Below are 20,906 nucleotides of genomic sequence, written 5' to 3' on the forward strand. Positions count from 1 at the left end.
CCATGGCCGGAGGTTGGGTGCTCATCGACACCCTTTGAACTATTTCCCTTCTTCTCTTGCTACCGCACGGTAGCCGATATCTTTACGGTAGAAACCACCGGGCCACTCCAGCTTCTCAAGTGCTTTGTAAACCGTAGCCTGTGCCTCTTTCACTGTTGCTGCCACAGCCGTCACGCCGAGTACGCGACCGCCGGCATTAACGATAGCCCCATCTTTTTCTGCAGTACCCGCATGGAACACTGCAGCACCGGCTGCCTCAACCGCATCCAGCCCGCCAATCACCTGCCCCTTATCAAAGCTTGCCGGATAACCGTCGGAGGTAACCACCACACAGAGTGCCGTGCCAGCGTCCCACTCAAGCGTGACACCATCAAGCTTTTTGTTGGCGGCAGCCAGCAGCACTTCACCCAGATCGGATTTCAAACGACTCATCAGCGGCTGACACTCAGGATCACCAAAACGCACATTGAACTCCAGCGTTTTAGCTCCCTCATCGGTCAACATCACACCGGCGTAGAGAATACCAATAAACTCTGCACCGCGTTTCTTCAGTGCCGCCACAATCGGGCGGGCTATCGTTTCAAGGACTGTCTCTTCAACCTCTGCCGTCACACATGGTGCCGGAGAATATGCACCCATGCCGCCGGTGTTCGGCCCTTTGTCACCATCAAGCAGTGCCTTATGATCCTGTGAAGAGGCCAGCGGAATGATGGTGTCGCCGGAAACAATGAACAGACAACTCGCCTCTTCACCAACCAGACACTCTTCAATCACCACCTGCGAACCGGCATCACCAAAACTGTTACCGGCCAGCATATCGCGCACCGCATCAATCGCCTCTTTCTCACTCTGGGCGACAATCACACCCTTGCCTGCAGCAAGGCCGGAGGCCTTGACCACAATCGGAGCACCCCATGAACGGATCGTCTCGACCGCCTCTTCCACATCCACATGTACTTCAAAACGTGCCGTTGGCACACCTGCTTCATACATCAGACGTTTGGAGAATGATTTACTTCCCTCAAGATTGGCTGCCGCTTTATCAGGACCGAAAACCGGAAAGCCCTCTTCACGCAGCTGATTACCCAGCCCAAGCACAAGAGGCACTTCAGGGCCGATCACCACCAGATCCGGTTTCTCTTGCAGGGCAAGCTTCATCAGCCCCTCAATATCCTCAGCCCCCACATTGATGCAGCGGGCATCGCGTGCAATGCCCGGATTTCCCGGTGCACAGAGCACCTCAGTGACACTGGGGGAGCGCTTTAGCTTCCAGCACAGCGCATGTTCGCGACCGCCACCACCGACAACCAGTACTTTCATGACTTCAATCCTCTTGTTTGACGCAAATGACCACGAAAAACATTTATTATTCTATTTGGCACTTCTCTGTCTGCATCTGTGTCAGTTATTAATTAATGCCGGAAATGGCGGATGCCGGTAAAGATCATCGCCAGACCGTGCTCATTGGCTGCAGCAATCACCTCGTCATCACGCACAGAACCGCCGGGCTGAATCACCGCTTTGGCACCGGCATCAGCCAGCGCATCAACGCCATCACGGAACGGGAAGAAGGCATCGGATGCCACTGCCGAACCTTTAATCGCCTCGCCACCATGGAAAGCGGCAATACGGGTAGAGTTGACGCGGTTCATCTGACCGGCACCAACACCAAGGGTGGTACCATTTTTGGCAAACACGATGGCATTTGATTTTACATGCTTGGCAACCGACCAGGCAAAGAGCATATCGTTCCACTCAGCCTCTGTCGGTGCCCGCTCCGTCACCACCCTGCATGCATCGCGATCAAGAATATGGGCATCACGCTCCTGCACCAGCAGGCCACCATTGACACGCTTGAACTCCCAGCCACCGGCTACTGCATCAACCGAAGGTGCCAGCAACAGGCGCAGATTTTTCTTCGCCGCCAGCGCCTCGCGCGCCGCATCGGAGAAACCCGGTGCAATCACCACTTCCATAAATGTTTCAGCAATCAGTGCCGCTGTTTCGCCATCAAGCGGGCGATTGAAGGCAGCAATGCCTCCGAATGCAGAGGTGGCATCAGCGGCACGGGCACGCTCATAGACCTCAGCCTGAGAGCCGCCGACCGCCACACCACACGGGTTGGCATGTTTCACAATCACTGCAGCGTTGTCAGAGAAGTCACGTACGCAGGCGAAAGCGGCATCAGCATCGGCAATATTATTATAAGAGAGTGCTTTACCCTGCAGCACTTCACAATCAGCCAGCGAGAGCCCCTCATCTTCGATGTCCGCATAAAATGCGCCATCCTGATGCGGGTTCTCACCGTAACGCAGCTCATCGGCAGTTTTGATAAACTGGCGGGTAAAGATATCAGGGAATTTACGTTTGGAGCCATCGCTGTTCAGTGCCGAGAAGTGGTTGGCAATCGCGCCATCATAGGCGGCGGTATGGGCAAACGCCTTGGTCGCCAGACCACGACGCACATCCTCACTCAGCAGATCACTATCGATGGCAGCGATGATCATCTCGTAATCGGAGGGGTCCACAACGATAGTGACAAACTTATGATTCTTGGCAGAGGCACGCACCATGCACGGGCCGCCGATATCGATGTTTTCAATCGCATCTTCAATCGTGCACCCCTCTTTGGCGACCGCTTCACGGAACGGATAGAGATTCACACAGACCAGATCGATCTGCTCAATACCGTGCTCGGCCATCGATGCCAGATCACCCTCGTTATCACGACGGGCAAGGATGCCGCCATGCACTTTCGGGTTAAGGGTTTTCACGCGACCATCCATCATCTCAGGAAAGCCGGTATAATCCGATACGTCACGGCACTCAATGCCGACTTCACGCAGCAGCTTGGCAGTGCCGCCGGTGGAGAGGATTTTAACGCCTCGATCAGCCAGCGCTCTGGCAAAAACCTCCACGCCTGTTTTGTCTGAGACACTGATCAGCGCCTGTTTGATAGAAGCCATGTGAGCCACTCCGGAAATGGGGAATAAAAAGGACTCGGAAATCTACCCGATGGCACTCCAATCGCAACCATCGTCATCAAATGGCTGTGCAACAGCGCATTTTTGCTGACTCATTCAACAGATAACAACAAGCCCTCTCCGCCTTAAACTATCAAGCCTTTGCTCTTTATAAATCACAGAAAGTTATCCTAAGAAACAGCCAGTGTGATAAGAAGCACGGTTTTTTCACCTTTGCAGCATTAGCAACGCTGCAGTATGCTTTGAGTATCACAGTCGCATCACCACGACCAACAGGAAGTTAATATGCCTCATTTTCATTATGAAGCGGAATGCGCCGCCACCCCCATTCTTGGCGCCAACTGGCAGGATAGCCCCGAGAGTGCAATCATCACCTTTCAGAATGAGAAGGCGATTTCACGCTTTGGCGACCTGCGCGGCCGAACGTTGCTCAAACTGTTTGACGACATCCTTGAAAACAGCGCCAACAAACATATCAATGGTCAGAAGCTGCTAAAGAAGCTGATGAATGAGGGCTCACTAAAAGCTGTCGCGGGATCACTGGCCGGCATGCGCGTTGAGCTCTTTGCTTCTGTACAACAGGACTCAGAAAAAACCATTCAGATGAGCCTGTTCGATGTCACCGAACGCTTTCTTGATCACCTGAGTCAGATTCCAGGCCGGGAGCTCTTTTTTGATCTGCTCGATATGGAGCTGCATCGTGCCACACGCGACAAGACCGAGCTGCATGTCTGCTTCCTCGACCTTGACGGCTTCAAACAGACCAACGACCTCTACGGCCATAAAGCCGGTGATGATGTGATTGTTGAGGTGGCTCGCCGCCTGAAAAGGTGCCTGCGCAAACATGAGACAGTAGCCCGCTTCGGCGGCGATGAGTTTGTTATGCTGCTCTCGGGTAAAACGATCGATTCAGTGCATCTGGCTGAGAAGAAGATTATCCCGCTGATCAATGAGCCCTACCACTCTGATGGCCATGTTATCGATTTTATCGGCGCCAGCATCGGCGTCTCCTATGCCCCGGCCCATACCAGCAATGCCGATGAACTGATTAACCATGCCGATGATGCGATGTATGTCGCCAAGGATCGCGGCAAAAACCAGATTGTTGTCTTTGAGCCGGGCATGGAGGGGATGAAAAAACACTAAACAGCAACTGTTGCCCCTGAAACACCGCCCCGGAACCGCTTTAGCGCTCTATCATTACAACTGTTTTGGCCAGCTTATCATGCCATCCCTGTTTGCGGCGATCATAGGCTACCCAGAGCAGCCCCCCGCCAAGTGGTATCGATGAGACGAAATAACCAAGGTAACGGATTACCAGCTGTTGCATATTCGCAGGAGCAAGCGTTTCAGCATCTACAATGCGCAGTCTGAAGATCATTTTACCCGGTGATGCACCTTTAAAATACCAGAAGATGATGACCGCCACGGCTGGTAGCAGCCATGAAATAAGCACATCCCAAAAACCGGCAGCGATCTGGTTCGGATTAAAATATTGATCGCCATAAATACTATAGAGAAGCGGTGTAGTGAGCAGCACAATCAGCAGCGAATCGATCAGCGTAGCACCTACACGCAGCCAGAAACCGCCGTATTGCACAGCAGCATCAACTGCATCATCCCGGACAATCTCCGTCTCACGCATCGCTCAATCCTGACATGACCGCCAGTGTAACGATTTCCCCGTCGATGCAAACATCGCGATTTGCGCACCTCCCCGCTTTGAATCATGATCGCCACCCTGACAAACACCTCGCTGGAGAGCCCATGACCAAGCTACTGCTGACATTTTTTCTACTGATAAGTTTCATGCCTGTTCTGCAGGCAGCGGAACTTCAAGAGAGCATCTACAAAAATGGCGTCAAACTGATCGTTGAAGAGGATCACTCAGCTCCGGTTGCCATGGTACAAATCTGGCTGCGGGTTGGTGGTCGTGACGAGCTGCCGGGCAAAACAGGGCTGGCACATGTCTTTGAGCATATGATGTTCAAGGGCTCCGACAAGCTTGCTCCGGGTGAGTACAGCAAACGCATCTCGGCCATGGGCGGCAATGACAACGCCTTCACCTCTACCGATTTCACCGCCTATTTTGAGACAGTGCCAGCCAAACGGGTCGATGAGGTACTGGCGATGGAGGCTGAGCGCTTTGCCAGGCTGAAACTGCGTGATGAGGATTTCCAGAAGGAGATCAGGGTGATTATGGAGGAGCGCCGCATGCGCACCGAGGATGATCCCAACAGCCGCATGTTTGAGGAGCTCTCCGCCGCCTCGCTGCGCCTGCACCCCTACCGCAATCCGGTAATCGGATGGATGCAGGATCTTGAAAAGCTGACCATCGAGGATGTAAAGGCATTTTATAAAAAGCACTATGTGGCAGGTAATGTGGTTGTGGTTGTGGTCGGGGATGTCGATTTTGATCAGATGAAGAAGGTCGTGGGCAAAACCTTTGGCCGCCTGAAGGCAGCCCCTGTTCCGGCCCGTTTTAATCCGCTTGAACCCAAACCCTTCGGCCCCAAACGTATTGAAGTCACGCTGCCTGCCCAGCTGCCAATGCTGGCGGTTACCGTGCCTGTACCTGTATGGAAGCCGGGTGAAAACGACCGCGAGGCAGCAGCACTCGCACTGGCCACCCAGATTCTGGCTGGCGGCAGAGCGGCACGTATGCAGCGTGAACTGGTCGATGAGCAGCGCCGAGCTTTTGCTGCCGGTGCCGGTTACGATGCCCACGGCATGGGTCTGGATCTCTGGTATGCCTACGGCATGCTCGGCCCGGGTCAGACTCCTGAGGCATTTGAAAAGAGCCTGTGGCAGCTGCTGGATGGGATGGCCGTTAAACCGGTTGATGAGAAACAGCTCAATGCCGCCAAACGTAATATTATTGCCGCCAGTGTATTCTCCCAGGATTCACTCTATCTGCGTGCCAAGGAGATCGGCCGCATGGAGGTTGTCGGCATCGGTGCAAACAACCGGGATCGCTGGATCGATGCGATCAAAGCTGTCACGGCCGAGGATATCAAAATGGTCATGGGTCGCTGGCTGAAACAGGAGCGCTCCACCACGGGCACACTGCTTCCGGAGGTGAAATCATGAGATACCGTCTCTTTGCATCGCTTCTGTTTCTGCTCTCCTTCTCATGCACGGCCTCAGCTGTACCTGCGATTCAACAGGCACAACTGGACAATGGTCTGCGCATTCTGTTGATGGAGGCACACAATGTGCCCATGGTCTCGATGAATCTCGCCATGGTGGGCGGCTCCCGCTTTGATGCGCCCTCTAAAGGCGGCACAGCAGCCATCCTCGCATCAATGCTCACCGACCATACCGGCAAGCATGACCATGAGGCCTGGGCCGATCTGCTCGATGGTGATGCTATTCAGCTGGGCGGCAGCGCAGGCAGTGATGAGATGAACCTCTCCCTGACCGTACTGAAGGAGGTGCTGGTGCCGGGGCTGGATGCCTTTACCGAAGCGCTGCTGCAGCCGGGCTGGGACAAAAAGCGTTTTGCCATCATGAAACAGAATGCACTGGCAGCCGCACAAAAGGAGCAGGAGGAGCCCGGCGTGCAGGCAGGCGAGGCAGGTGCCGCACTCCTCTTTGCAGCCCACCCCTACGGCCACCGCTCCGCTGGTTCGCTCGCCTCACTGAAACAGATCGAGATCTCCGATCTCAAAGCGCTCTATGCGACCCAGATCCGACCACAGGGGGCAGTGCTGGCCGTCAGTGGTGATATCACCATGGCTGAACTAAAACCGCTGCTGGAGAAAAAGCTGGCCACATGGTCCGGCTCGCCAGCCAAAGCGCTCACCGATATCTCTGCGCCTGAGCCGGTGCATGGTAAAAATGTGGATGTGTTACTGCCAACCAGCCAGACACAGCTGCAGCTGCTGCGTCTGGGCCCATCACGCAGTGATGCCGACTTTTTCCCTCTCTTTGTTCTCAATCATATTCTCGGTGGCGGCGGCTTCGGTTCGCGCCTGATGGAGGAGGTGCGCGAGAAGCGCGGGCTGGCTTACGGCGTCTACTCCTACTTCTCACCACTGGCGACCAACGGTCCGTTCGTGATCAGCCTGCAAACGCGTTCAGATCAGGCTGCTGAAGCGGAGGCGGTGGTGCGCACCGTTCTCGCTGAAATGGCTGCCGGCAAGATCAGTCAACAGCAGCTGACTGAAAGCCGCGAGAATCTGACCGGCAGCTTTGCCCAGCGCATGGACTCCAACCGTGAACGCGTATCCCTGATCTCCATGATCGGGCTGTACAATCTGCCTCTGGACTATCTGAGTGTCTGGACAGAGCGTATTGATGCCGTGACCCTGCAACAGCTGCGTGATCAGGCGGCTGCCTACCTGAATCCTGAGCAGTGGAACCGTGTCAGGGTTGGATCAAATCTAAAATGAGGATTACCGCTGGAGAGTTGCGCGGACGAGTGCTCAATGTGCCCGATGAACCGGGTCTGCGCCCGACACCTGCCAAGGTGCGGCAGGCGCTGTTTAACATCCTCGGCTCCATCGATGAGATGCGACTGCTCGATCTCTATTCAGGCTCAGGTGTGATGGCACTGGAGGCGATATCACGGGGAGCATCAGCACTCTCCATCGAACAGAACCGCCGCTTAACCCGTGATATGGAGCAGATTCGCCAGCAGTGGCATCTGGCCGATAGCTGGCAGATCAAAACCGGCACAGTGGAGAGGGGACTGCAGGCTTTGGCGGGCGAGCATTTTGATCTGATTTTTGCCGATCCCCCCTACCGGCAGAGTTTGGCTGAAAAGCTACCGCAATGGCTGGATGAGCAGGCGATCCGTTGTGATCTTCTGGTCATCGAGGAGTCGGCGCATGTCAATCCGAACTGGCCTGAGGGGTGGCAGTGTGAACAGAGTCGCCGCTATGGAGACTCCACCCTCCACTTCCTCTACAGGGCCTCCTGACTACAGCGGCACAAATCCGCGATTCCCTAACAAAGGCTTCAACGCTACGGTTCGCTTCCTGATCTGGAGGTTATAGTGACTCACATCCGTATTGCAACGCGTCGTTCCCCGCTGGCCCTGTGGCAGGCTGAATATGTCTCGGCTGAACTCAAAAGGCTCGACCCATCGGTGACCACCGAACTGGTCAAGATTGTCACCAAGGGCGACAAGATTCTCGATGTACCGCTGGCTCAGGTGGGTGGCAAAGGGCTGTTCACCAAAGAGATCGATGAAGCACTTCTGGATGGCCGTGCCGATATCGCTGTGCACTCGATGAAAGATGTGCCGACGCAGCTGCCTGAAGGAACCAGCATCCGCGCCCATCCCAAACGTGAAGATCCACGCGATGCGATTGCCACCATCACCAAGGGTGGGCTCGACTCACTGCCTGAAGGCTCCACGATCGGCACCTCAAGCCTGCGCCGTATTGCCCAGCTTCAATCCAGATACCCCTCTTTCATCTTCACCTCGATTCGCGGCAACATCCAGACGCGCCTCTCCAAGCTTGGCACAGAGGTCGATGCTGTGATTCTGGCCGCCGCAGGTGTATGCCGTATGGGCATGGAAGCAGAGATGCACGAGTTCATCGCTACTGATGTTATGCTGCCTGCCGTTGCACAGGGCACGCTCGGCATTCAGACCCGTGATGCTGATGATGGCATCAATGCACTGGTTGATCAGATGAATGATCCGGAAACAGTTGTGCGCACCAGGGCAGAGCGCGCCTTTCTCGCCACCCTTGAGGGGGGCTGTCAGGTGCCGATTGCGGCCTATGCCACACTTGATGGTGATTCGCTGCATCTGAAAGGGCTGGTCGGTTCAGTCGACGGTAAGGTTGTTATTGTACGTGAAGCAACCGGTTCAGCGGCTGATGCGACACAAATCGGAACCGATCTTGCCAATGAAGTACTTGATGCCGGTGCCCGTCCGATCCTCGAAGCGCTCTACGCCGAATCAAACCAGTAATTTACCACTAAGGCACAGAGACACAAAGAAAAACATAAAAACTGAGGTCTTTGGCATCAGTCGAAAGTCGCAGCCAATCTGATAATTGCTTCCTTCTATTCCTCTCTTTGTGCCTTCGTGTCTTTGTGGTTAAAGATTATTAGCGGTTTTTGGCTTCGATCCAGCGGGACATGAATTCTGTACTGCGCTGATGATGATGGCGCAGCATGGCACCGGTGAAATTATTCAACCGGTGCTGCTTTAAATTAGCCTGAATCTCTTTGATGCGTGAGATCAGTTCAGGGCCGTTTTTTTCTGCGCTGAACTGTGCACGCACAATATCAAAGCCCTGTTCTCTCGCCTCTGACCAGGCCGACTCATCACGATAAAGCGACACTGCAGCTTCGGCAAACTCCTCGGCACTATCGGCAACCATGCCGCTCCACGGCAGATCACCAGCCATGCCCTCTGCGCCAACGCTGGTGGTGACATTCGGCGTACCATTTCTCATTGCATCGGCCAGTTTGGTCTTGATGCCTGCACCAAAACGCAGTGGCGCCAGACATATGCGCGCCTGCTGCATCACCGCATCTGCATCTGCTGCCCGGCCAAGTACCCTAAAACCTGTTTTCGCATCATCCAGTGCGGTTGCTTTGGGTGGTGCATAGGCACCGTAAACATGCATCTCGGCATTGGGAAGCGCTTTCCTGATCTTCGGCCAGATCTCCTGTTTCAGCCACACAACGGCATCCCAGTTCGGAGCGTGGCGGAAGTTGCCGATACTTACAAAGTGGGCGCGACTGCTGAATTCAGGCGCGTCGGCATGAATCGCTGACTCATCGAACATGAACGGGCAGCAGTGCAGCAGGGAGGGATCAATTGCGAACTGTTTTTTGAGCAGTTCCATCTCATAGCCTGAGACCAGAATCGACAGATCCGAGCGCAGAAGAGAAGCGATCTCACGCACGGCAACTTCATTGATTAACTCGTTTTTCGAGAGTTCGCAGATAACACTCTTGCTCGCTTTGAACTGCTTGTGGCGCGCCTCACGTAAAAAATGAAGATCGACGGTCTCCACGATACGCATCGCATCCGGACAGTTTTTTTCAACTCGCCAGCCAAACTGCTCCTCGGTGGAGAAACGATCAAACAGAACAATCTCCGGCTTAAGATCTGATACAAATCGGTCGAAACTACTGTCATTCATCAGAATCTCGACGCTATCAATGCCGAACTGTTTCAGATCCACCGAATGCTCATTTGTTGCCGCTGTAGCGGCGTAGGTTGCCCGCCAACCCTGCTGTTTAAACAGTTTACTCAGCTCCAGCATACGCAAGCCCGCACCGGATGAGGCGGGTTCAGGCCAGAGGCCTCCAACCATCAATACTTTCATCGCTTTCTCCACTGACATAGACGCCATCTCAACAGCGGCACCCTCAACGGTCAATAGCCCCAAACTCTTTACGTTGAATTAGCATGATTCGGGCTCAGGATAGCGGGATATTCCGGATATGCTGAAAACCACACAGGTCTGATTTTCAGCGTTTTCTTAAGCCACGGAGATTTTATGCCGACTATCACCTATCAGGGTAACAGCTATGAATGCAGTTCGGAGCAGACACTGCTGGACGGGGTGAACAGTCAGGGTGCCAATCTCCCCTATGGTTGCCGCAGCGGCCTCTGTCAGGGCTGCCTGGTTAAAGCGGTGAAGGGGATACCCCCTGCATCTGCACAGATGGGTATCAAGCCGACCCTGAAAGAGAAGGGCTATTTTCTCTCCTGTCTCTGTAAACCTGAGTCTGACCTTGAAATCAGCCGCCCTGACCGCAGGGACGAATATATTCCGGTAACAGTCAGTAAGATCGAACAGCTTAACCCGTCAATCATCAGGCTGGTAACAACTTCTCCTGATAACTTCAGTTACAAACCGGGCCAGTTTGTAAACATCATCCGCTCCGGCGACGGTCTGGCTCGCAGCTACTCCCTGGCCTCTGTTCCCGATGATGGGCAGCTGGAGTTTCATATCCGACTGCTGCCCGACGGCAAAATGAGCGGCTGGATTGCCAATGAGCTGAAGAGTGGTGATGAACTGCTGCTCAGTGAGGCGATGGGTGATTGCTGTTACCGCAATGCCTATGCTGATCGGCCACTGCTGCTGGCTGGCACCGGCACCGGTTTAGCTCCTCTCTACGGTATTCTTCGCGATGCGTTGTCGTTCGGGCACAGGCGGGAAATCACCCTCTTGCATGGAGGCCTCAGTAGCGATGATCTCTATCTTCATACGGCGTTGTCTGAACTGGCTGCTGAACATGACAATCTCAGCTATATCCCCTGCGTGTTGCATGGCGAAGCGCCCGAGAATGGCCTGAGCGGCTCTATCGACACGCTGATTCCGGCTCAACTCGGCTCTGGAGATGACTGGGCTGCTTTTCTCTGTGGTGACGCTGCCATTGTCACAGCCATGCGCAGAAACTGCTTTAGGCATGGCGTGGATGAGAACTCAATCCACAGCGACACCTTCGGATAAACTCACGATCAAACAGAAGCGGCCACCCGATTGGGTGGCCGCCATCTTCATCAACAAGACGCAATAAAGAGGTTAATCTTTACTATCACTATCCGTCTGGCTCTTTTTGAGATCCGCCAGCCTGAGCTCCCAGAAGGTAACCAGCTCCTGGCGGGTAATCGTATGATCCAGATCGCGATCAATTCTCATAAATTCATTACGCACAGACTCCAGCTTCTCATCCCTGCTGATCTGCCTGTCCTTGTTACTATCCCAGCGTTTCATGATGCTGTTAATCATCTGCGCTCGAACTTCCGGTGTCTTGATATTCATCTCTGAACGGCCGGCATAGCGCTTGGCATACATCTCCTCGCCACTGATAAAACCATCACCATTGGTATCGATTTTATCAAACTGGTGGGAGGCCACCTGCTCAAATTCAGCAGCATCGATCTTGCCGTCATGGTTGTAGTCTTTCACCGCCATCACCTGGTCTGCGGTCACCTCTGGATCATAGGAGGGCAGAAAAGCGGCCTGGGCAGGCGCTGCCAACATCATAAAACCCGCAAACAGTAGTAATTTTTTCATCGATTATTCCCCTTTCTATCAGCAGATGATGGATAGATTCCGAACATCACAAATCATAGCGCATGTACCGGCGTTCACCAACAGTGCCCGCCGCGACACAAACGTTGCGGCAATCTAGCGGCGCCCTCTTATTAGTAAATTAACATATAATTAAAGCGATCCTAATGTTTCTGACAACATCCATCAGTGAGCGACTACATGAACTGTTGTGGCAGCGGAGCCATCCATAGTCCATAAATAACTGCACCGTACAAAAACAGATAAGAGCGCCAGCTCTGGCTGCTGAACAGAGTCAGTGCACTTCCGAAAGAGGCCTTGATCGAAGCGCCGAGAAAATTAACGCTGTAGAGTTCATCAAGCAGCAGATGCAACAGATAACCACCGGCAACAAAGGCCGCCGCCAGCCATGCAAAAGCCGCCGCCCAGCCAAGCAGGTGGTGGCCGGAAAAGAGCGTAGCCATGCCAAACAGCAGTGCCATCGGCAGAGAGTGGAACAGGCCTCTGTGCTCCGTGGTCGCAGCAAACAGCGGCAAAAGCAGCAGGCGAACAAAGAGTGCCGCCAGCAGTGATAAGGCAAGCAAGGGCAGAAGGCTTAAAGCTGTATAACAGAGAAAAATGACCGCAACTGCCGTGGCAACGCTGAGTATCGTAAAGAGTATTCGGGCAGGAATGGAGTGGTCAGAATCGATATCCGGCAGCAGCCCGGCATGCAGGGCCAGCAGAAACAGCAGCAAAGCCTGCATATGGCTTATTACTCCTGCCTGCATAACCAGCGCCGTTGCACTCAAGGCTCCAGCCGCAGCAACGGTCAGATGGGTTCTGAAGTTAGCCATATCATCCCCCTGATCCATTCACCGGGAGAGCGTAACGATATCAATATCTCACGCCGTGAGCCTGCTCACGGCAATTCAGGAAACCTCTTCCCCCGTCCATGAACCCGGGTTAAAACTCCATCTGTTGCGGCTCATCCTCGAGAATAAATGGTTTAAGAAGCTCTTCAAACCAGCGCTCCAGCTTCTCCACCCCCTCGCGCACATCATCAAAATCTTTATCGGAGATCACACCATCTCTATTTCTATCCATTGCGTCGAATGCAGGTCTGGCGGCCTTCTCCAGTCGCTGCATCACCTCGGCAAAGGTGATCTGACCATCACCATTTGCATCATAGGAGCCCACACTCTTTTCACCTGCCAGTGCTGGTGTGGCTGATAGCAGCAGAGCTATAAACAGTGCCACCACAGTTGTTTGTAACGCTCTCATCCGGACACCTCCTGATTTAGACAACCCTGACTCTGCGACCGACTTGCCATTGCTGCAGTCGCTATAACAGCGCTGCTTATCGCATAAATTCCCCGCATCACCGCTTCAACGCCAGTGTCATACCATCTGCTACCGGCAACATCACCAGATCAATGCGCGGATCACCCTTCAGTTTGTGATTAAATGCGCGGATCGCTTCGGTTGCACTGTCGAGCTTCGTTTCATCAATCACACTGCCACCCCATAGCACGTTATCGATGACAATCAATCCACCCGGTCTGATAAGCTGCAGGCAGCGTTCAAAATATTGCTGATAGCTCTCCTTGTCGGCATCGATAAAAGCGAAGTCAAAACACTCCGCCTCATTGCACTCAAGCAGCTCATCAAGTGTCTGCAGAGCGGGGCGCAGATGCAGGGAAACCCTCTCCTGAACACCGGCCTGCTTCCAGAAGTCACGGGCAACAGCACTCCAGCGCTCGGAGATATCACAGGTGATAATCTTGCCATCATCAGGCAGGGAGAGTGCCATCCAGAGGGTGGCATAACCGGTATAGGTGCCAACCTCGATCACCCGCCTTGCTCCTGTCAGACGAATCAGCATCGCCATCAACTGCCCCTGCTCCGGTGCGGAGCGCATCACCGACATCTCTTCAGCTTCGGTGGCCTCTCTTAAGCGCTGCAACACCTCCGGTTCACGCAGCCCCATCTCCAGAAGATAGCTGTAGAGCTGCTCATCCATATGAATGGTTTGATTTGCCATGTTTCAGTAACCTACAGAAATGTCGAGAAGAAAAGGCTATAGACCAGACTGGCAATGATCAGGCTATAGAGCATGGTGGGAATGCCTATTCTCATCCAACCCATGGGTGTAATGGCTGCACCGCGAATGCCACAGCGCTCAGACTCAGTGATGGCAATCAGGTTGGCTGTTGCACCGATATGGGTGCCATTACCACCAAGGCCTACACCTATCGCCAATGCCCACCACAGCGGCGTAATGTTCACCCCCATCGATTCCAGCCCCAGAACAATCGGTATGATCGTTACGGTAAAGGGGATATTATCGACAATAGCACTGAGCAGCGCTGCACTCCACATTACCACCAGCCCGGTCATCAGTAACTTTTCAGGATCACGGGCAACATCAACCAGCTGCAATCCGACCCATTGCAAAAGACCGGAGCTATCAACACCACCAACAATAATGAACAGGCCAACAAAGAAGGCGAGAACCGACCAGTTGACCTGCCCGAACAGTGCCCCCGGTTCTGGCCGCTCAAGAATCAGTACGATGCAGAGGCCGATAAAGGCGGCATAGGCGGGATAGATATCAAGCAGATGATGGATAAAAAAGAGCGCGATGATCACGACCAGAGCAAAGAGCGAGCGCTTGAGGCCTGCACTATCGTGTATGGCTCTTCGCTCATCCAGATCAACAGGTCGATCTACTTTGGGCAGGTGCCTGCGAAACAGAAACAGAATCAGCAGCACTGTAAACAACCAGACCAGAAAGATGATCGGCCCCATGTGGATGATAAAGCGGGTGAAATCGATGCCGCCCGCTGTACCGATCATGATATTTGGCGGATCACCCACCAGTGTGGCAGCACCACCAATGTTGGAGAGCATCGCTTCAGCCATCAAAAATGGCATCGGATTCACTTCAAGAATTCGCGCGATAAGGATAGTGATCGGTGCAAAAATGATCACCGTAGTCACATTATCAAGAAACATACTGATGATACTTACAGCCAGACTCAAATAGATAAGCAGCAGGCGGGTATCGCCGCGAGAATACTTGGAGAGCACTACCGCCACATACTCAAAGCCACCGGTGGGCCGCAACATCGCCACCACCATCATCATCGCGGTCAACAACAGGATTGTATTGCCATCAATGGCAGCGATGGCCAGATCCTGTGAATAAAATCCCGCCATCATACCCACTCCGATCATCACCACAGCTCCGATGATCGCCGCACTGGTGCGATGTAGAACTTCACTGAAGATCAGCACATAGGCCCCCAGCATCACGGCCAGGGCGATATACATATCAGAGGTCAATTCAGTAGCGTTTTCAACCATAATCAGAACTGATGATATTTGAGCAGAAGTCGGGCAATGGCCATGCGCGTAATCACGCCGATATATTGATCGCCATCCACAAGAAACACATAACTGGAGTTGTACTTTTCCATAATTGATAGGGCTTTAATCACCGGAGAGTGAGGGGTAATTGTGGCAATATGGCCGGTGATATAGGGGTCAACGATGAGCCTGAGGATATCACCGTTGACCACTTCTGGTGCGCTTTCACTGCATATTCTGTCGCCGAGAAGATGCGCATGATGGGAAATGTCCTGAGGCAGGCAGAGACTTTTAAAGGTATGGCGCAGTGAAAACCGCCCCACCACTTTACCTTCCGCATTGCAGTACGGCAGACCACCCACGTTGTGGGTAACGCATTCACGAAAGGCCTCACCAATAAGCATGCCTGCATAGACAACACCAGTGGGTATTACAACATCCATCAGCTTCATAAGGACTCCTGTTTCATCCCCGCCACCCCTAGTTTAGCCTGAAATCAAGCTGATTGCTGTATAGACTCAATCATTCAGAAGCCTGGCAAGCTGCTCAACCTCCAATTCACTGAATACAGCGATGCCGTGCCGTCTCAGTAAACGGGCAGTCACACCCTCACCTTCGACCTTCACGCCGGAGAATCTGCCATCATTAATTCGCGAGACGCCACAGGAGGGGCTGCCCTCCTTCAGAATCGCCAACCCGATCTTATGCCTGATACAGAGCGCCAGCGCTTTTTCTGCACCATCAACAAATGCATCGGTCACATCTGCGCCATGCTCTGTGCATATTTTCCCGCAACCACGCAATACAAAATCTGCATCACCAAGCACCATCTCTGCAGGCGGCCTTGGCACAGGCAATCCACCAGCCACCTCGGGGCATATCGCAATCAGCCGTCCTTCGCTCTGCCACTGCGCAATCAGACCAGCCTGACAACAGTCGCCACCATCGTAACGAACCTTCTCACCCAACAGGCATGCGCTTACCATAATCTTCTGCATGATAGCATGGTTATACAAAAGCAGGGCTCACACAAGCTGCGACAGGGGAGAGCGCCATCACTCATGAGCTGCCTCTCCATGGCTGACCCGTATCAGTCCATCGACATTAAAGCCGAGCCCCTTCGCTTGAACCACGAATAGAGTCATCACTGCAGGGGGTGCCTCCGGGGTTCTCGACAAAAGCCACAGGTATGATCTGTCTGGGCCGGTAACGAAAGCGTAGCGATACTCCGGATCCAGTTCGAAAACAACATATGATGCGTAAAATGGCCCGAAGAACGACACCTTAAGATAACCCTCATCTGGCTGATCAACAAAATATGCTTTGCCTTCGGCCTGCTTCCATGAGTTGTCATCAACCGAGTAGCCCCTGTTGATCACCTTCACACCACCATCATCACGCAACACATATTCGGCACTCACCTGAGTCAGCCCGCGCTCAAATGAGTGGTCCAGTCGAGCAATTTCATACCATTTCCCAAGATAACGGTTGAGTTCAAACCCGCTCACCGGCTGCACGCCTTCGGGAACACCAGTACACCCATTCAAGAGCAGCAAAACCACGGAGATCAGACAGAGGCCGGCACGCCTTATTTCCAACACACCGGGGTATGCTTGCACCTCAACGACCGGAATCTGAGAGTTCAAACAGGGCTCTGGGATATGGCTCAAGAAAGTGCTGCGAACCAAGGTAGTCATGATCAAAGCGGATCACATATGATTTCAGCAGATGTTGCAGTGTCGCCAGCGTCACCCGCTCATCGCGGTACTCCTCAAGCGCATCAAGAAACAGTTTTTTCTCTGCACTATTCAGCCCCTCAGAGATCCAACCGAAACCATGAAAGAGGGCGTTGATAATGTTGCTCTGGCGGGGCATCTGCATCAGCGCCTCGCGGAAGGCTGTAGCGTAGGCCTGCACCAGATCCTGCAGTGGAAGCTTCTCATGATTGGCTGCGATGCGGCCACAGACGCGCATCTGCTCCTGATGGTAGCACATCAACAACAGCTTGTGGCTGGCGTGGAAGGTTGATATAGCAGATGCTGAAGAGGCGCGCTCAAGTCCACGCAGGCGCGCCAGCGCAAACAGGCGCATTAGATAGGCCTCTCGAATCTGGAAGTTTTTCAGCCGCCCTTCATCCTCAACTGCGGCGTAGGGGAATGCCTTGATCGCCGCATAGGCGAACATGCCCATCCCCTTAATCGCTGAACTCCCCTTCAGATCGCTACTGTAAATTTTGACCACCGACGGACCACAGGAGGGAGAGCGCCCCTTAAAAAGGAAACCGTCGATCTCTGTCAACTCAGCTCTCTGCTTGTCGATATATGCATGCATCGCATCAGTAACATCGGCACCGCTTGAAGGCTGCACCATACGCACCTGATCTCCCTGCTGCACCAGCCGTACCGGCTGACGCGGGGTACCTAAGCCAATATCAGCCTCCGGACAAATCGTGATGATCTCAACAAACGGCTTCAAACTTTCAACCAGATCATCGGCGATCGTCTGGCCGTTGTAACGACACGGCTCAAAGCCGAGGCAACGGCTGACAACCAGACGCGGTTTACAGGCATTCTCTAGATCATTCATATGCTCTCCTTAAACCCAAAGCGCCAACTCGGAAAGTGCTGTGGAGTGCAGCAGATACTCCACCCTTCTCTCCACGACTGCAGTGCGGATTGCATCCAGCAGTACAACTGGCTGCTGTGGCGGTGGTATGTCCCCTTTGACATAACCCCACATATGCTGAAGTGCATTATACAGTCGTCCCGCATCAACTGGTGCTCTGAGCGTTTCAACCAACAGGCTGGTAAGCCCCTCCATATCATCGCGATAGCGGCCATGTGCAACTTCCGGGCCAATTACTTTATAGAGATTGGGATCATGCGCCATCACTGAATATTTATGCTGTGCCCAGAGTTGCTGGCTGTTTACGGGTAACGGAATACGCCCGGACCTCTGATCAGCAGCATATTTACCTGCTAAGAGTCTAAGCTGCTGCGCGGGCGGATCGATATAAATATCTGGCCAGACAACTTCGCCCAGCTGTTCTGCCAGTGGTGAATGATGGTTATAACCACGCAACAGCATTTCAGAGACCAGTAGCTCATGACGCCGCTTCAACGCTTCTATGCAACCCACCCAGCGCAGAGTTTCAGGATGGTTGGCATAACCCTTTTTACCCTGATCGAGGATATTAAACATGCCGTGCAGCTCTCTGTGTTCGCCAAGCAGTTGCTGGCGAGCCAGATAACCCGGATCGATATCCCATATACGCATGTGTGCCAGCGTACCGTTAACGATCAAAATCTGAAACAGTTTTGCAATGGCCATCGCATCGCTAGAGTCGGCAGTATGAAGCGACTGACTATCACGCTGCTTGCTCTGTTTTGCTCATCCACCGCCTGGGCTGAGGAGCAGGATGATGCACCGCCACTGTGGGAGTTGGGCATTGCTGTGGGAGGCGCATCCCTGCCACACTATATGGGCAGTGATGAGCGCTACCTTGTTGGTGCGCCTGTGCCCTACGTCATCTATCGTGGTCAGCGTATGCGCATTGACCGCTCCGGCATCACACGCAAACTCTTCGGCTTTAACAATATTAACATCGACGCATCACTGGGTGTGGGACTGCCGGTTCGCAATACCAATCGCGCCCGTGCCGGCATGCCTGAACTCAAATTCAGTTTTGAGATCGGCCCGCGTCTGAACTGGCAGATCATCGAAGAGGAAGACCGTAAACTGATGCTGCGACTGCCCTGGCGTGGTGTGGTTGATACCTCCGGCAGCTGGCTGGGATGGGTCGTTGAGCCTGAACTACGCCTTGAACAGCAGATCAGTGAGCAGCTGCAGCTCAATCTTGCGACCGGCCTCCTCTATGGTTCAACCGCCTATCATAAGCACTACTATGACGTGGCTCCGGCTTATGTCACGGCAACCAGATCCGCTTATCAGGCTGCACGAGGGCTGCACTCACTCTCTGCCACAGCCAGCCTTCGCTATGCCATCAGTGACTCACTGAACCTGTTTTCAGTCTTACGTTATCGCAATCTCTCTGCCGGTGTAATCACCAATAGTCCTCTGGTAAAAGATAAAAACTATGTCGCAGTTGCTGCGGGTCTGGCCTGGAGCTTCTGGAGTTCGGAACGGCGCGGTTCAGCCGATTAGAGCATGAACCTCTGCAGCATTTGGCAGGGCAGGGCGGGCACCGAGTTTGGTGCAGGTGAGTGCGCCGACTGCGGAGGCGAAGCGCAGCAGATCAGGCCACGCCATGCCTCTGGCAAGGCCGAGTGCAAAAGCGCCGTGGAAGGCATCGCCTGCACCGGTGGAGTCAACGGCATGCACTTGAAAGGCGGGCATCGCTCCCTTTTCTCCATTGCGATACCAGATCAGCCCCTTTTCACCGAGTGTGATCACCACGGTGTCTGACACTGCTGCCAGTTCATCCAGGGCTTTTTCCATATCATTAGTTCCACACCACTGGCGTGCGAACTTCTCCGAAGCCACAAGATAATCAACAAGGCCTGCCAGCTCCTGTGTACCTTTGTGCAACGATCCTGCATCCAACACGGTTGGCACTCCCATCTTGCGTGCCTGATGACATAACGGCAAAGAGAGCAGCGGTTCATGACCATCAAAGAGCATCACTTTAGGACTGCTCTCTATACTAACGGCATCGGCTGCCAGCCAGGGAGTCTCTCCCTTATAATTGACCAGCGAACGTTTGCCATCGGCTTTGGCGAGAATCTGTGAGACAGGCGAGGGATACGCGCCGCGTTGAACCAGCGAGGTATCAACACCCTCAGATTCCAACTCACCAAGATGGATATCACCAAACAGATCGTTGCCAAGATAACCACAGAAGCCTGCCACAGCCCCCAGTCGTGCCGCACACACTGCCGCATTGGCAGCAGGTCCACCGCCAGCCAGCTGCATGGCATCAGCAAATATCTTCTCATCCGGCCCGGGATGACGGGCGGAGGACATGGTAATATCGTAGGAGGCGTGGCCGACACAGAGAAGATCAAGCATGCAGCAAGCTTACCTTAAAGCAGCGATGGCTGAATAGCTGTATGAAAACAGGCAAAGCAGGCGGTGGCATGAAGTCACTCGGGATTAAGAACAAAACCCACTAACGCGAAAGAGGCGAGTAACATTAAGTTGCTCAGGTTTATGATATTAAAGGCCTAACGCGAAAGGGGCGAGTAACATTAAGTTACTCAGGTTTATGATATTAAAGGCCTAACGCGAAAGAGGCGAGTAACATTAAGTTACTCGGGTTTATGATATTAAAGGCCTAACGCGAAAGAGGCGAGTAACATTAAGTTACTCGGGTTTATGATATTAAAGGCCTAACGCGAAAGAGGCGAGTAACATTAAGTTACTCGCCTCTTTCTTGTTGGTACGGGGACTGGTCTCACATAACACTCTTAAATATCTAATATTTGAATCGTCCTCAAGAACCCTCAAGCTATTGATATATAACAATAAGTAATCATTTATGGTAGCGTAAAGTGCAAGGACAGGTGGCATTCTCACCCAAAAGGCTTGCACATGATACGTGAAGAAGATGACC

General features: G+C 53.3%; 22 protein-coding genes. 7 read left to right on the forward strand and 15 right to left on the reverse strand.

The genetic code is table 11. The features are described from left to right. Positions 1–39: 39 nt before the first annotated feature. Together purD and purH are read right to left on the reverse strand one after the other, a co-directional pair. Positions 40–1,320 (reverse strand): phosphoribosylamine--glycine ligase, encoded by a 1,281-nt coding sequence (purD, locus tag F3F93_RS11875; protein ID WP_176959410.1) that lies wholly within the window; start codon positions 1,318–1,320, stop codon positions 40–42. Between the two features lie 92 nt (positions 1,321–1,412). Next, positions 1,413–2,966, reverse strand: coding sequence for a bifunctional phosphoribosylaminoimidazolecarboxamide formyltransferase/IMP cyclohydrolase (gene purH, locus F3F93_RS11880; protein WP_176959411.1), 1,554 nt, complete (start codon positions 2,964–2,966; stop codon positions 1,413–1,415). A gap of 303 nt (positions 2,967–3,269) precedes the next feature. Here purH and F3F93_RS11885 point away from each other — a divergent pair, with 303 nt between their 5' ends. Beyond that, a complete protein-coding gene (locus tag F3F93_RS11885; RefSeq protein WP_176959412.1) occupies positions 3,270–4,130 on the forward strand; it encodes a GGDEF domain-containing protein in 861 nt (286 codons plus the stop codon). 40 nt (positions 4,131–4,170) lie between these two features. Here the strand turns inward: F3F93_RS11885 and F3F93_RS11890 are convergent, their stop codons facing one another. Beyond that, complete coding sequence (locus F3F93_RS11890) at positions 4,171–4,629, reverse strand: RDD family protein (protein ID WP_176959413.1); 459 nt, start codon at positions 4,627–4,629, stop codon at positions 4,171–4,173. Positions 4,630–4,751: 122 nt separating this feature from the next. On the opposite strand from F3F93_RS11890, the gene F3F93_RS11895 reads away from it, so the two are divergent. The 4 genes from F3F93_RS11895 to hemC all read left to right on the forward strand — a co-directional run bounded on the left by F3F93_RS11895 (position 4,752) and on the right by hemC (position 8,913). Then, entirely contained in the window at positions 4,752–6,074 is a 1,323-nt protein-coding gene (locus F3F93_RS11895) for a pitrilysin family protein (RefSeq protein ID WP_176959414.1), read from the forward strand. Beyond that, positions 6,071–7,378 (forward strand): pitrilysin family protein, encoded by a 1,308-nt coding sequence (locus tag F3F93_RS11900; RefSeq protein ID WP_176959415.1) that lies wholly within the window; start codon positions 6,071–6,073, stop codon positions 7,376–7,378. The genes F3F93_RS11895 and F3F93_RS11900 overlap by 4 nt, the downstream gene beginning before the upstream one ends. Continuing rightward, positions 7,375–7,908 (forward strand): 16S rRNA (guanine(966)-N(2))-methyltransferase RsmD, encoded by a 534-nt coding sequence (rsmD, locus tag F3F93_RS11905; RefSeq protein ID WP_176959416.1) that lies wholly within the window; start codon positions 7,375–7,377, stop codon positions 7,906–7,908. Before F3F93_RS11900 ends, rsmD begins: the two co-directional genes overlap by 4 nt. 75 nt (positions 7,909–7,983) lie before the next feature. Then, a complete protein-coding gene (hemC, locus tag F3F93_RS11910) occupies positions 7,984–8,913 on the forward strand; it encodes a hydroxymethylbilane synthase (protein WP_176959417.1) in 930 nt (309 codons plus the stop codon). A gap of 139 nt (positions 8,914–9,052) precedes the next feature. On the opposite strand, the gene F3F93_RS11915 is transcribed toward hemC, so the two are convergent. Then, positions 9,053–10,285 (reverse strand): glycosyltransferase, encoded by a 1,233-nt coding sequence (locus F3F93_RS11915; RefSeq protein ID WP_206675438.1) that lies wholly within the window; start codon positions 10,283–10,285, stop codon positions 9,053–9,055. Positions 10,286–10,459: 174 nt separating this feature from the next. Here F3F93_RS11915 and F3F93_RS11920 point away from each other — a divergent pair, with 174 nt between their 5' ends. After that, on the forward strand, positions 10,460–11,419 hold the full coding sequence (locus tag F3F93_RS11920; RefSeq protein WP_176959419.1) for a 2Fe-2S iron-sulfur cluster-binding protein: 960 nt from the start codon (positions 10,460–10,462) through the stop codon (positions 11,417–11,419). A gap of 72 nt (positions 11,420–11,491) precedes the next feature. On the opposite strand, the gene F3F93_RS11925 is transcribed toward F3F93_RS11920, so the two are convergent. The 10 genes from F3F93_RS11925 to F3F93_RS11970 form a co-directional block, all read right to left on the reverse strand. Continuing rightward, positions 11,492–11,986, reverse strand: coding sequence for an EF-hand domain-containing protein (locus tag F3F93_RS11925; RefSeq protein ID WP_176959420.1), 495 nt, complete (start codon positions 11,984–11,986; stop codon positions 11,492–11,494). A gap of 194 nt (positions 11,987–12,180) precedes the next feature. After that, on the reverse strand, positions 12,181–12,819 hold the full coding sequence (locus tag F3F93_RS11930; RefSeq protein WP_176959421.1) for a metal-dependent hydrolase: 639 nt from the start codon (positions 12,817–12,819) through the stop codon (positions 12,181–12,183). A gap of 109 nt (positions 12,820–12,928) precedes the next feature. Further along, positions 12,929–13,246, reverse strand: a complete 318-nt coding sequence (locus F3F93_RS11935) for an EF-hand domain-containing protein (RefSeq protein ID WP_176959422.1) — start codon at positions 13,244–13,246, stop codon at positions 12,929–12,931. A 97-nt stretch (positions 13,247–13,343) separates the two neighbouring features. Then, positions 13,344–14,006 (reverse strand): class I SAM-dependent methyltransferase, encoded by a 663-nt coding sequence (locus F3F93_RS11940; protein ID WP_176959423.1) that lies wholly within the window; start codon positions 14,004–14,006, stop codon positions 13,344–13,346. Positions 14,007–14,017: 11 nt separating this feature from the next. Further along, positions 14,018–15,331, reverse strand: a complete 1,314-nt coding sequence (locus F3F93_RS11945; RefSeq protein ID WP_176959424.1) for an ArsB/NhaD family transporter — start codon at positions 15,329–15,331, stop codon at positions 14,018–14,020. Between the two features lie 2 nt (positions 15,332–15,333). After that, the gene (locus tag F3F93_RS11950; protein ID WP_176959425.1) at positions 15,334–15,786 is read right to left on the reverse strand and encodes a CBS domain-containing protein; all 453 of its coding nucleotides are present in this window, start codon (positions 15,784–15,786) and stop codon (positions 15,334–15,336) included. A 66-nt stretch (positions 15,787–15,852) separates the two neighbouring features. Then, positions 15,853–16,332, reverse strand: a complete 480-nt coding sequence (locus F3F93_RS11955; RefSeq protein ID WP_176959426.1) for a DUF523 domain-containing protein — start codon at positions 16,330–16,332, stop codon at positions 15,853–15,855. A 57-nt stretch (positions 16,333–16,389) separates the two neighbouring features. Continuing rightward, on the reverse strand, positions 16,390–16,926 hold the full coding sequence (locus tag F3F93_RS11960; RefSeq protein WP_347239255.1) for a lipocalin family protein: 537 nt from the start codon (positions 16,924–16,926) through the stop codon (positions 16,390–16,392). Positions 16,927–16,954: 28 nt separating this feature from the next. Beyond that, the gene (locus F3F93_RS11965; protein WP_176959428.1) at positions 16,955–17,920 is read right to left on the reverse strand and encodes a DUF523 and DUF1722 domain-containing protein; all 966 of its coding nucleotides are present in this window, start codon (positions 17,918–17,920) and stop codon (positions 16,955–16,957) included. Between the two features lie 9 nt (positions 17,921–17,929). Beyond that, on the reverse strand, positions 17,930–18,664 hold the full coding sequence (locus tag F3F93_RS11970; RefSeq protein WP_241697136.1) for a DUF1722 domain-containing protein: 735 nt from the start codon (positions 18,662–18,664) through the stop codon (positions 17,930–17,932). Between the two features lie 21 nt (positions 18,665–18,685). On the opposite strand from F3F93_RS11970, the gene F3F93_RS11975 reads away from it, so the two are divergent. Next, entirely contained in the window at positions 18,686–19,498 is an 813-nt protein-coding gene (locus F3F93_RS11975) for a MipA/OmpV family protein (RefSeq protein WP_176959429.1), read from the forward strand. Here the strand turns inward: F3F93_RS11975 and F3F93_RS11980 are convergent. Continuing rightward, entirely contained in the window at positions 19,487–20,362 is an 876-nt protein-coding gene (locus tag F3F93_RS11980) for a PfkB family carbohydrate kinase (protein WP_176959430.1), read from the reverse strand. The two genes, F3F93_RS11975 and F3F93_RS11980, sit on opposite strands and share 12 nt — an antisense overlap. Positions 20,363–20,906: the final 544 nt, after the last annotated feature.

Origin of the sequence: Mariprofundus sp. KV, assembly GCF_013387475.1 — a bacterium.
GTDB lineage: Bacteria > Pseudomonadota > Zetaproteobacteria > Mariprofundales > Mariprofundaceae > Mariprofundus.

What these genes read in the sequence shown, in the direction of transcription:
- purD (WP_176959410.1), bottom strand. Translation starts at nt 1,320, where the DNA reads ATGAAAGTACTGGTTGTCGGTGGTGGCGGTCGCGAACATGCGCTGTGC.
- purH (WP_176959411.1), bottom strand. Translation starts at nt 2,966, where the DNA reads ATGGCTTCTATCAAACAGGCGCTGATCAGTGTCTCAGACAAAACAGGC.
- F3F93_RS11885 (WP_176959412.1), top strand. Translation starts at nt 3,270, where the DNA reads ATGCCTCATTTTCATTATGAAGCGGAATGCGCCGCCACCCCCATTCTT.
- F3F93_RS11890 (WP_176959413.1), bottom strand. Translation starts at nt 4,629, where the DNA reads ATGCGTGAGACGGAGATTGTCCGGGATGATGCAGTTGATGCTGCTGTG.
- F3F93_RS11895 (WP_176959414.1), top strand. Translation starts at nt 4,752, where the DNA reads ATGACCAAGCTACTGCTGACATTTTTTCTACTGATAAGTTTCATGCCT.
- F3F93_RS11900 (WP_176959415.1), top strand. Translation starts at nt 6,071, where the DNA reads ATGAGATACCGTCTCTTTGCATCGCTTCTGTTTCTGCTCTCCTTCTCA.
- rsmD (WP_176959416.1), top strand. Translation starts at nt 7,375, where the DNA reads ATGAGGATTACCGCTGGAGAGTTGCGCGGACGAGTGCTCAATGTGCCC.
- F3F93_RS11915 (WP_206675438.1), bottom strand. Translation starts at nt 10,285, where the DNA reads ATGAAAGTATTGATGGTTGGAGGCCTCTGGCCTGAACCCGCCTCATCC.
- F3F93_RS11920 (WP_176959419.1), top strand. Translation starts at nt 10,460, where the DNA reads ATGCCGACTATCACCTATCAGGGTAACAGCTATGAATGCAGTTCGGAG.
- F3F93_RS11925 (WP_176959420.1), bottom strand. Translation starts at nt 11,986, where the DNA reads ATGAAAAAATTACTACTGTTTGCGGGTTTTATGATGTTGGCAGCGCCT.
- F3F93_RS11930 (WP_176959421.1), bottom strand. Translation starts at nt 12,819, where the DNA reads ATGGCTAACTTCAGAACCCATCTGACCGTTGCTGCGGCTGGAGCCTTG.
- F3F93_RS11935 (WP_176959422.1), bottom strand. Translation starts at nt 13,246, where the DNA reads ATGAGAGCGTTACAAACAACTGTGGTGGCACTGTTTATAGCTCTGCTG.
- F3F93_RS11940 (WP_176959423.1), bottom strand. Translation starts at nt 14,006, where the DNA reads ATGGCAAATCAAACCATTCATATGGATGAGCAGCTCTACAGCTATCTT.
- F3F93_RS11945 (WP_176959424.1), bottom strand. Translation starts at nt 15,331, where the DNA reads ATGGTTGAAAACGCTACTGAATTGACCTCTGATATGTATATCGCCCTG.
- F3F93_RS11950 (WP_176959425.1), bottom strand. Translation starts at nt 15,786, where the DNA reads ATGAAGCTGATGGATGTTGTAATACCCACTGGTGTTGTCTATGCAGGC.
- F3F93_RS11955 (WP_176959426.1), bottom strand. Translation starts at nt 16,332, where the DNA reads ATGCAGAAGATTATGGTAAGCGCATGCCTGTTGGGTGAGAAGGTTCGT.
- F3F93_RS11965 (WP_176959428.1), bottom strand. Translation starts at nt 17,920, where the DNA reads ATGAATGATCTAGAGAATGCCTGTAAACCGCGTCTGGTTGTCAGCCGT.
- F3F93_RS11970 (WP_241697136.1), bottom strand. Translation starts at nt 18,664, where the DNA reads ATGGCCATTGCAAAACTGTTTCAGATTTTGATCGTTAACGGTACGCTG.
- F3F93_RS11975 (WP_176959429.1), top strand. Translation starts at nt 18,686, where the DNA reads ATGAAGCGACTGACTATCACGCTGCTTGCTCTGTTTTGCTCATCCACC.
- F3F93_RS11980 (WP_176959430.1), bottom strand. Translation starts at nt 20,362, where the DNA reads ATGCTTGATCTTCTCTGTGTCGGCCACGCCTCCTACGATATTACCATG.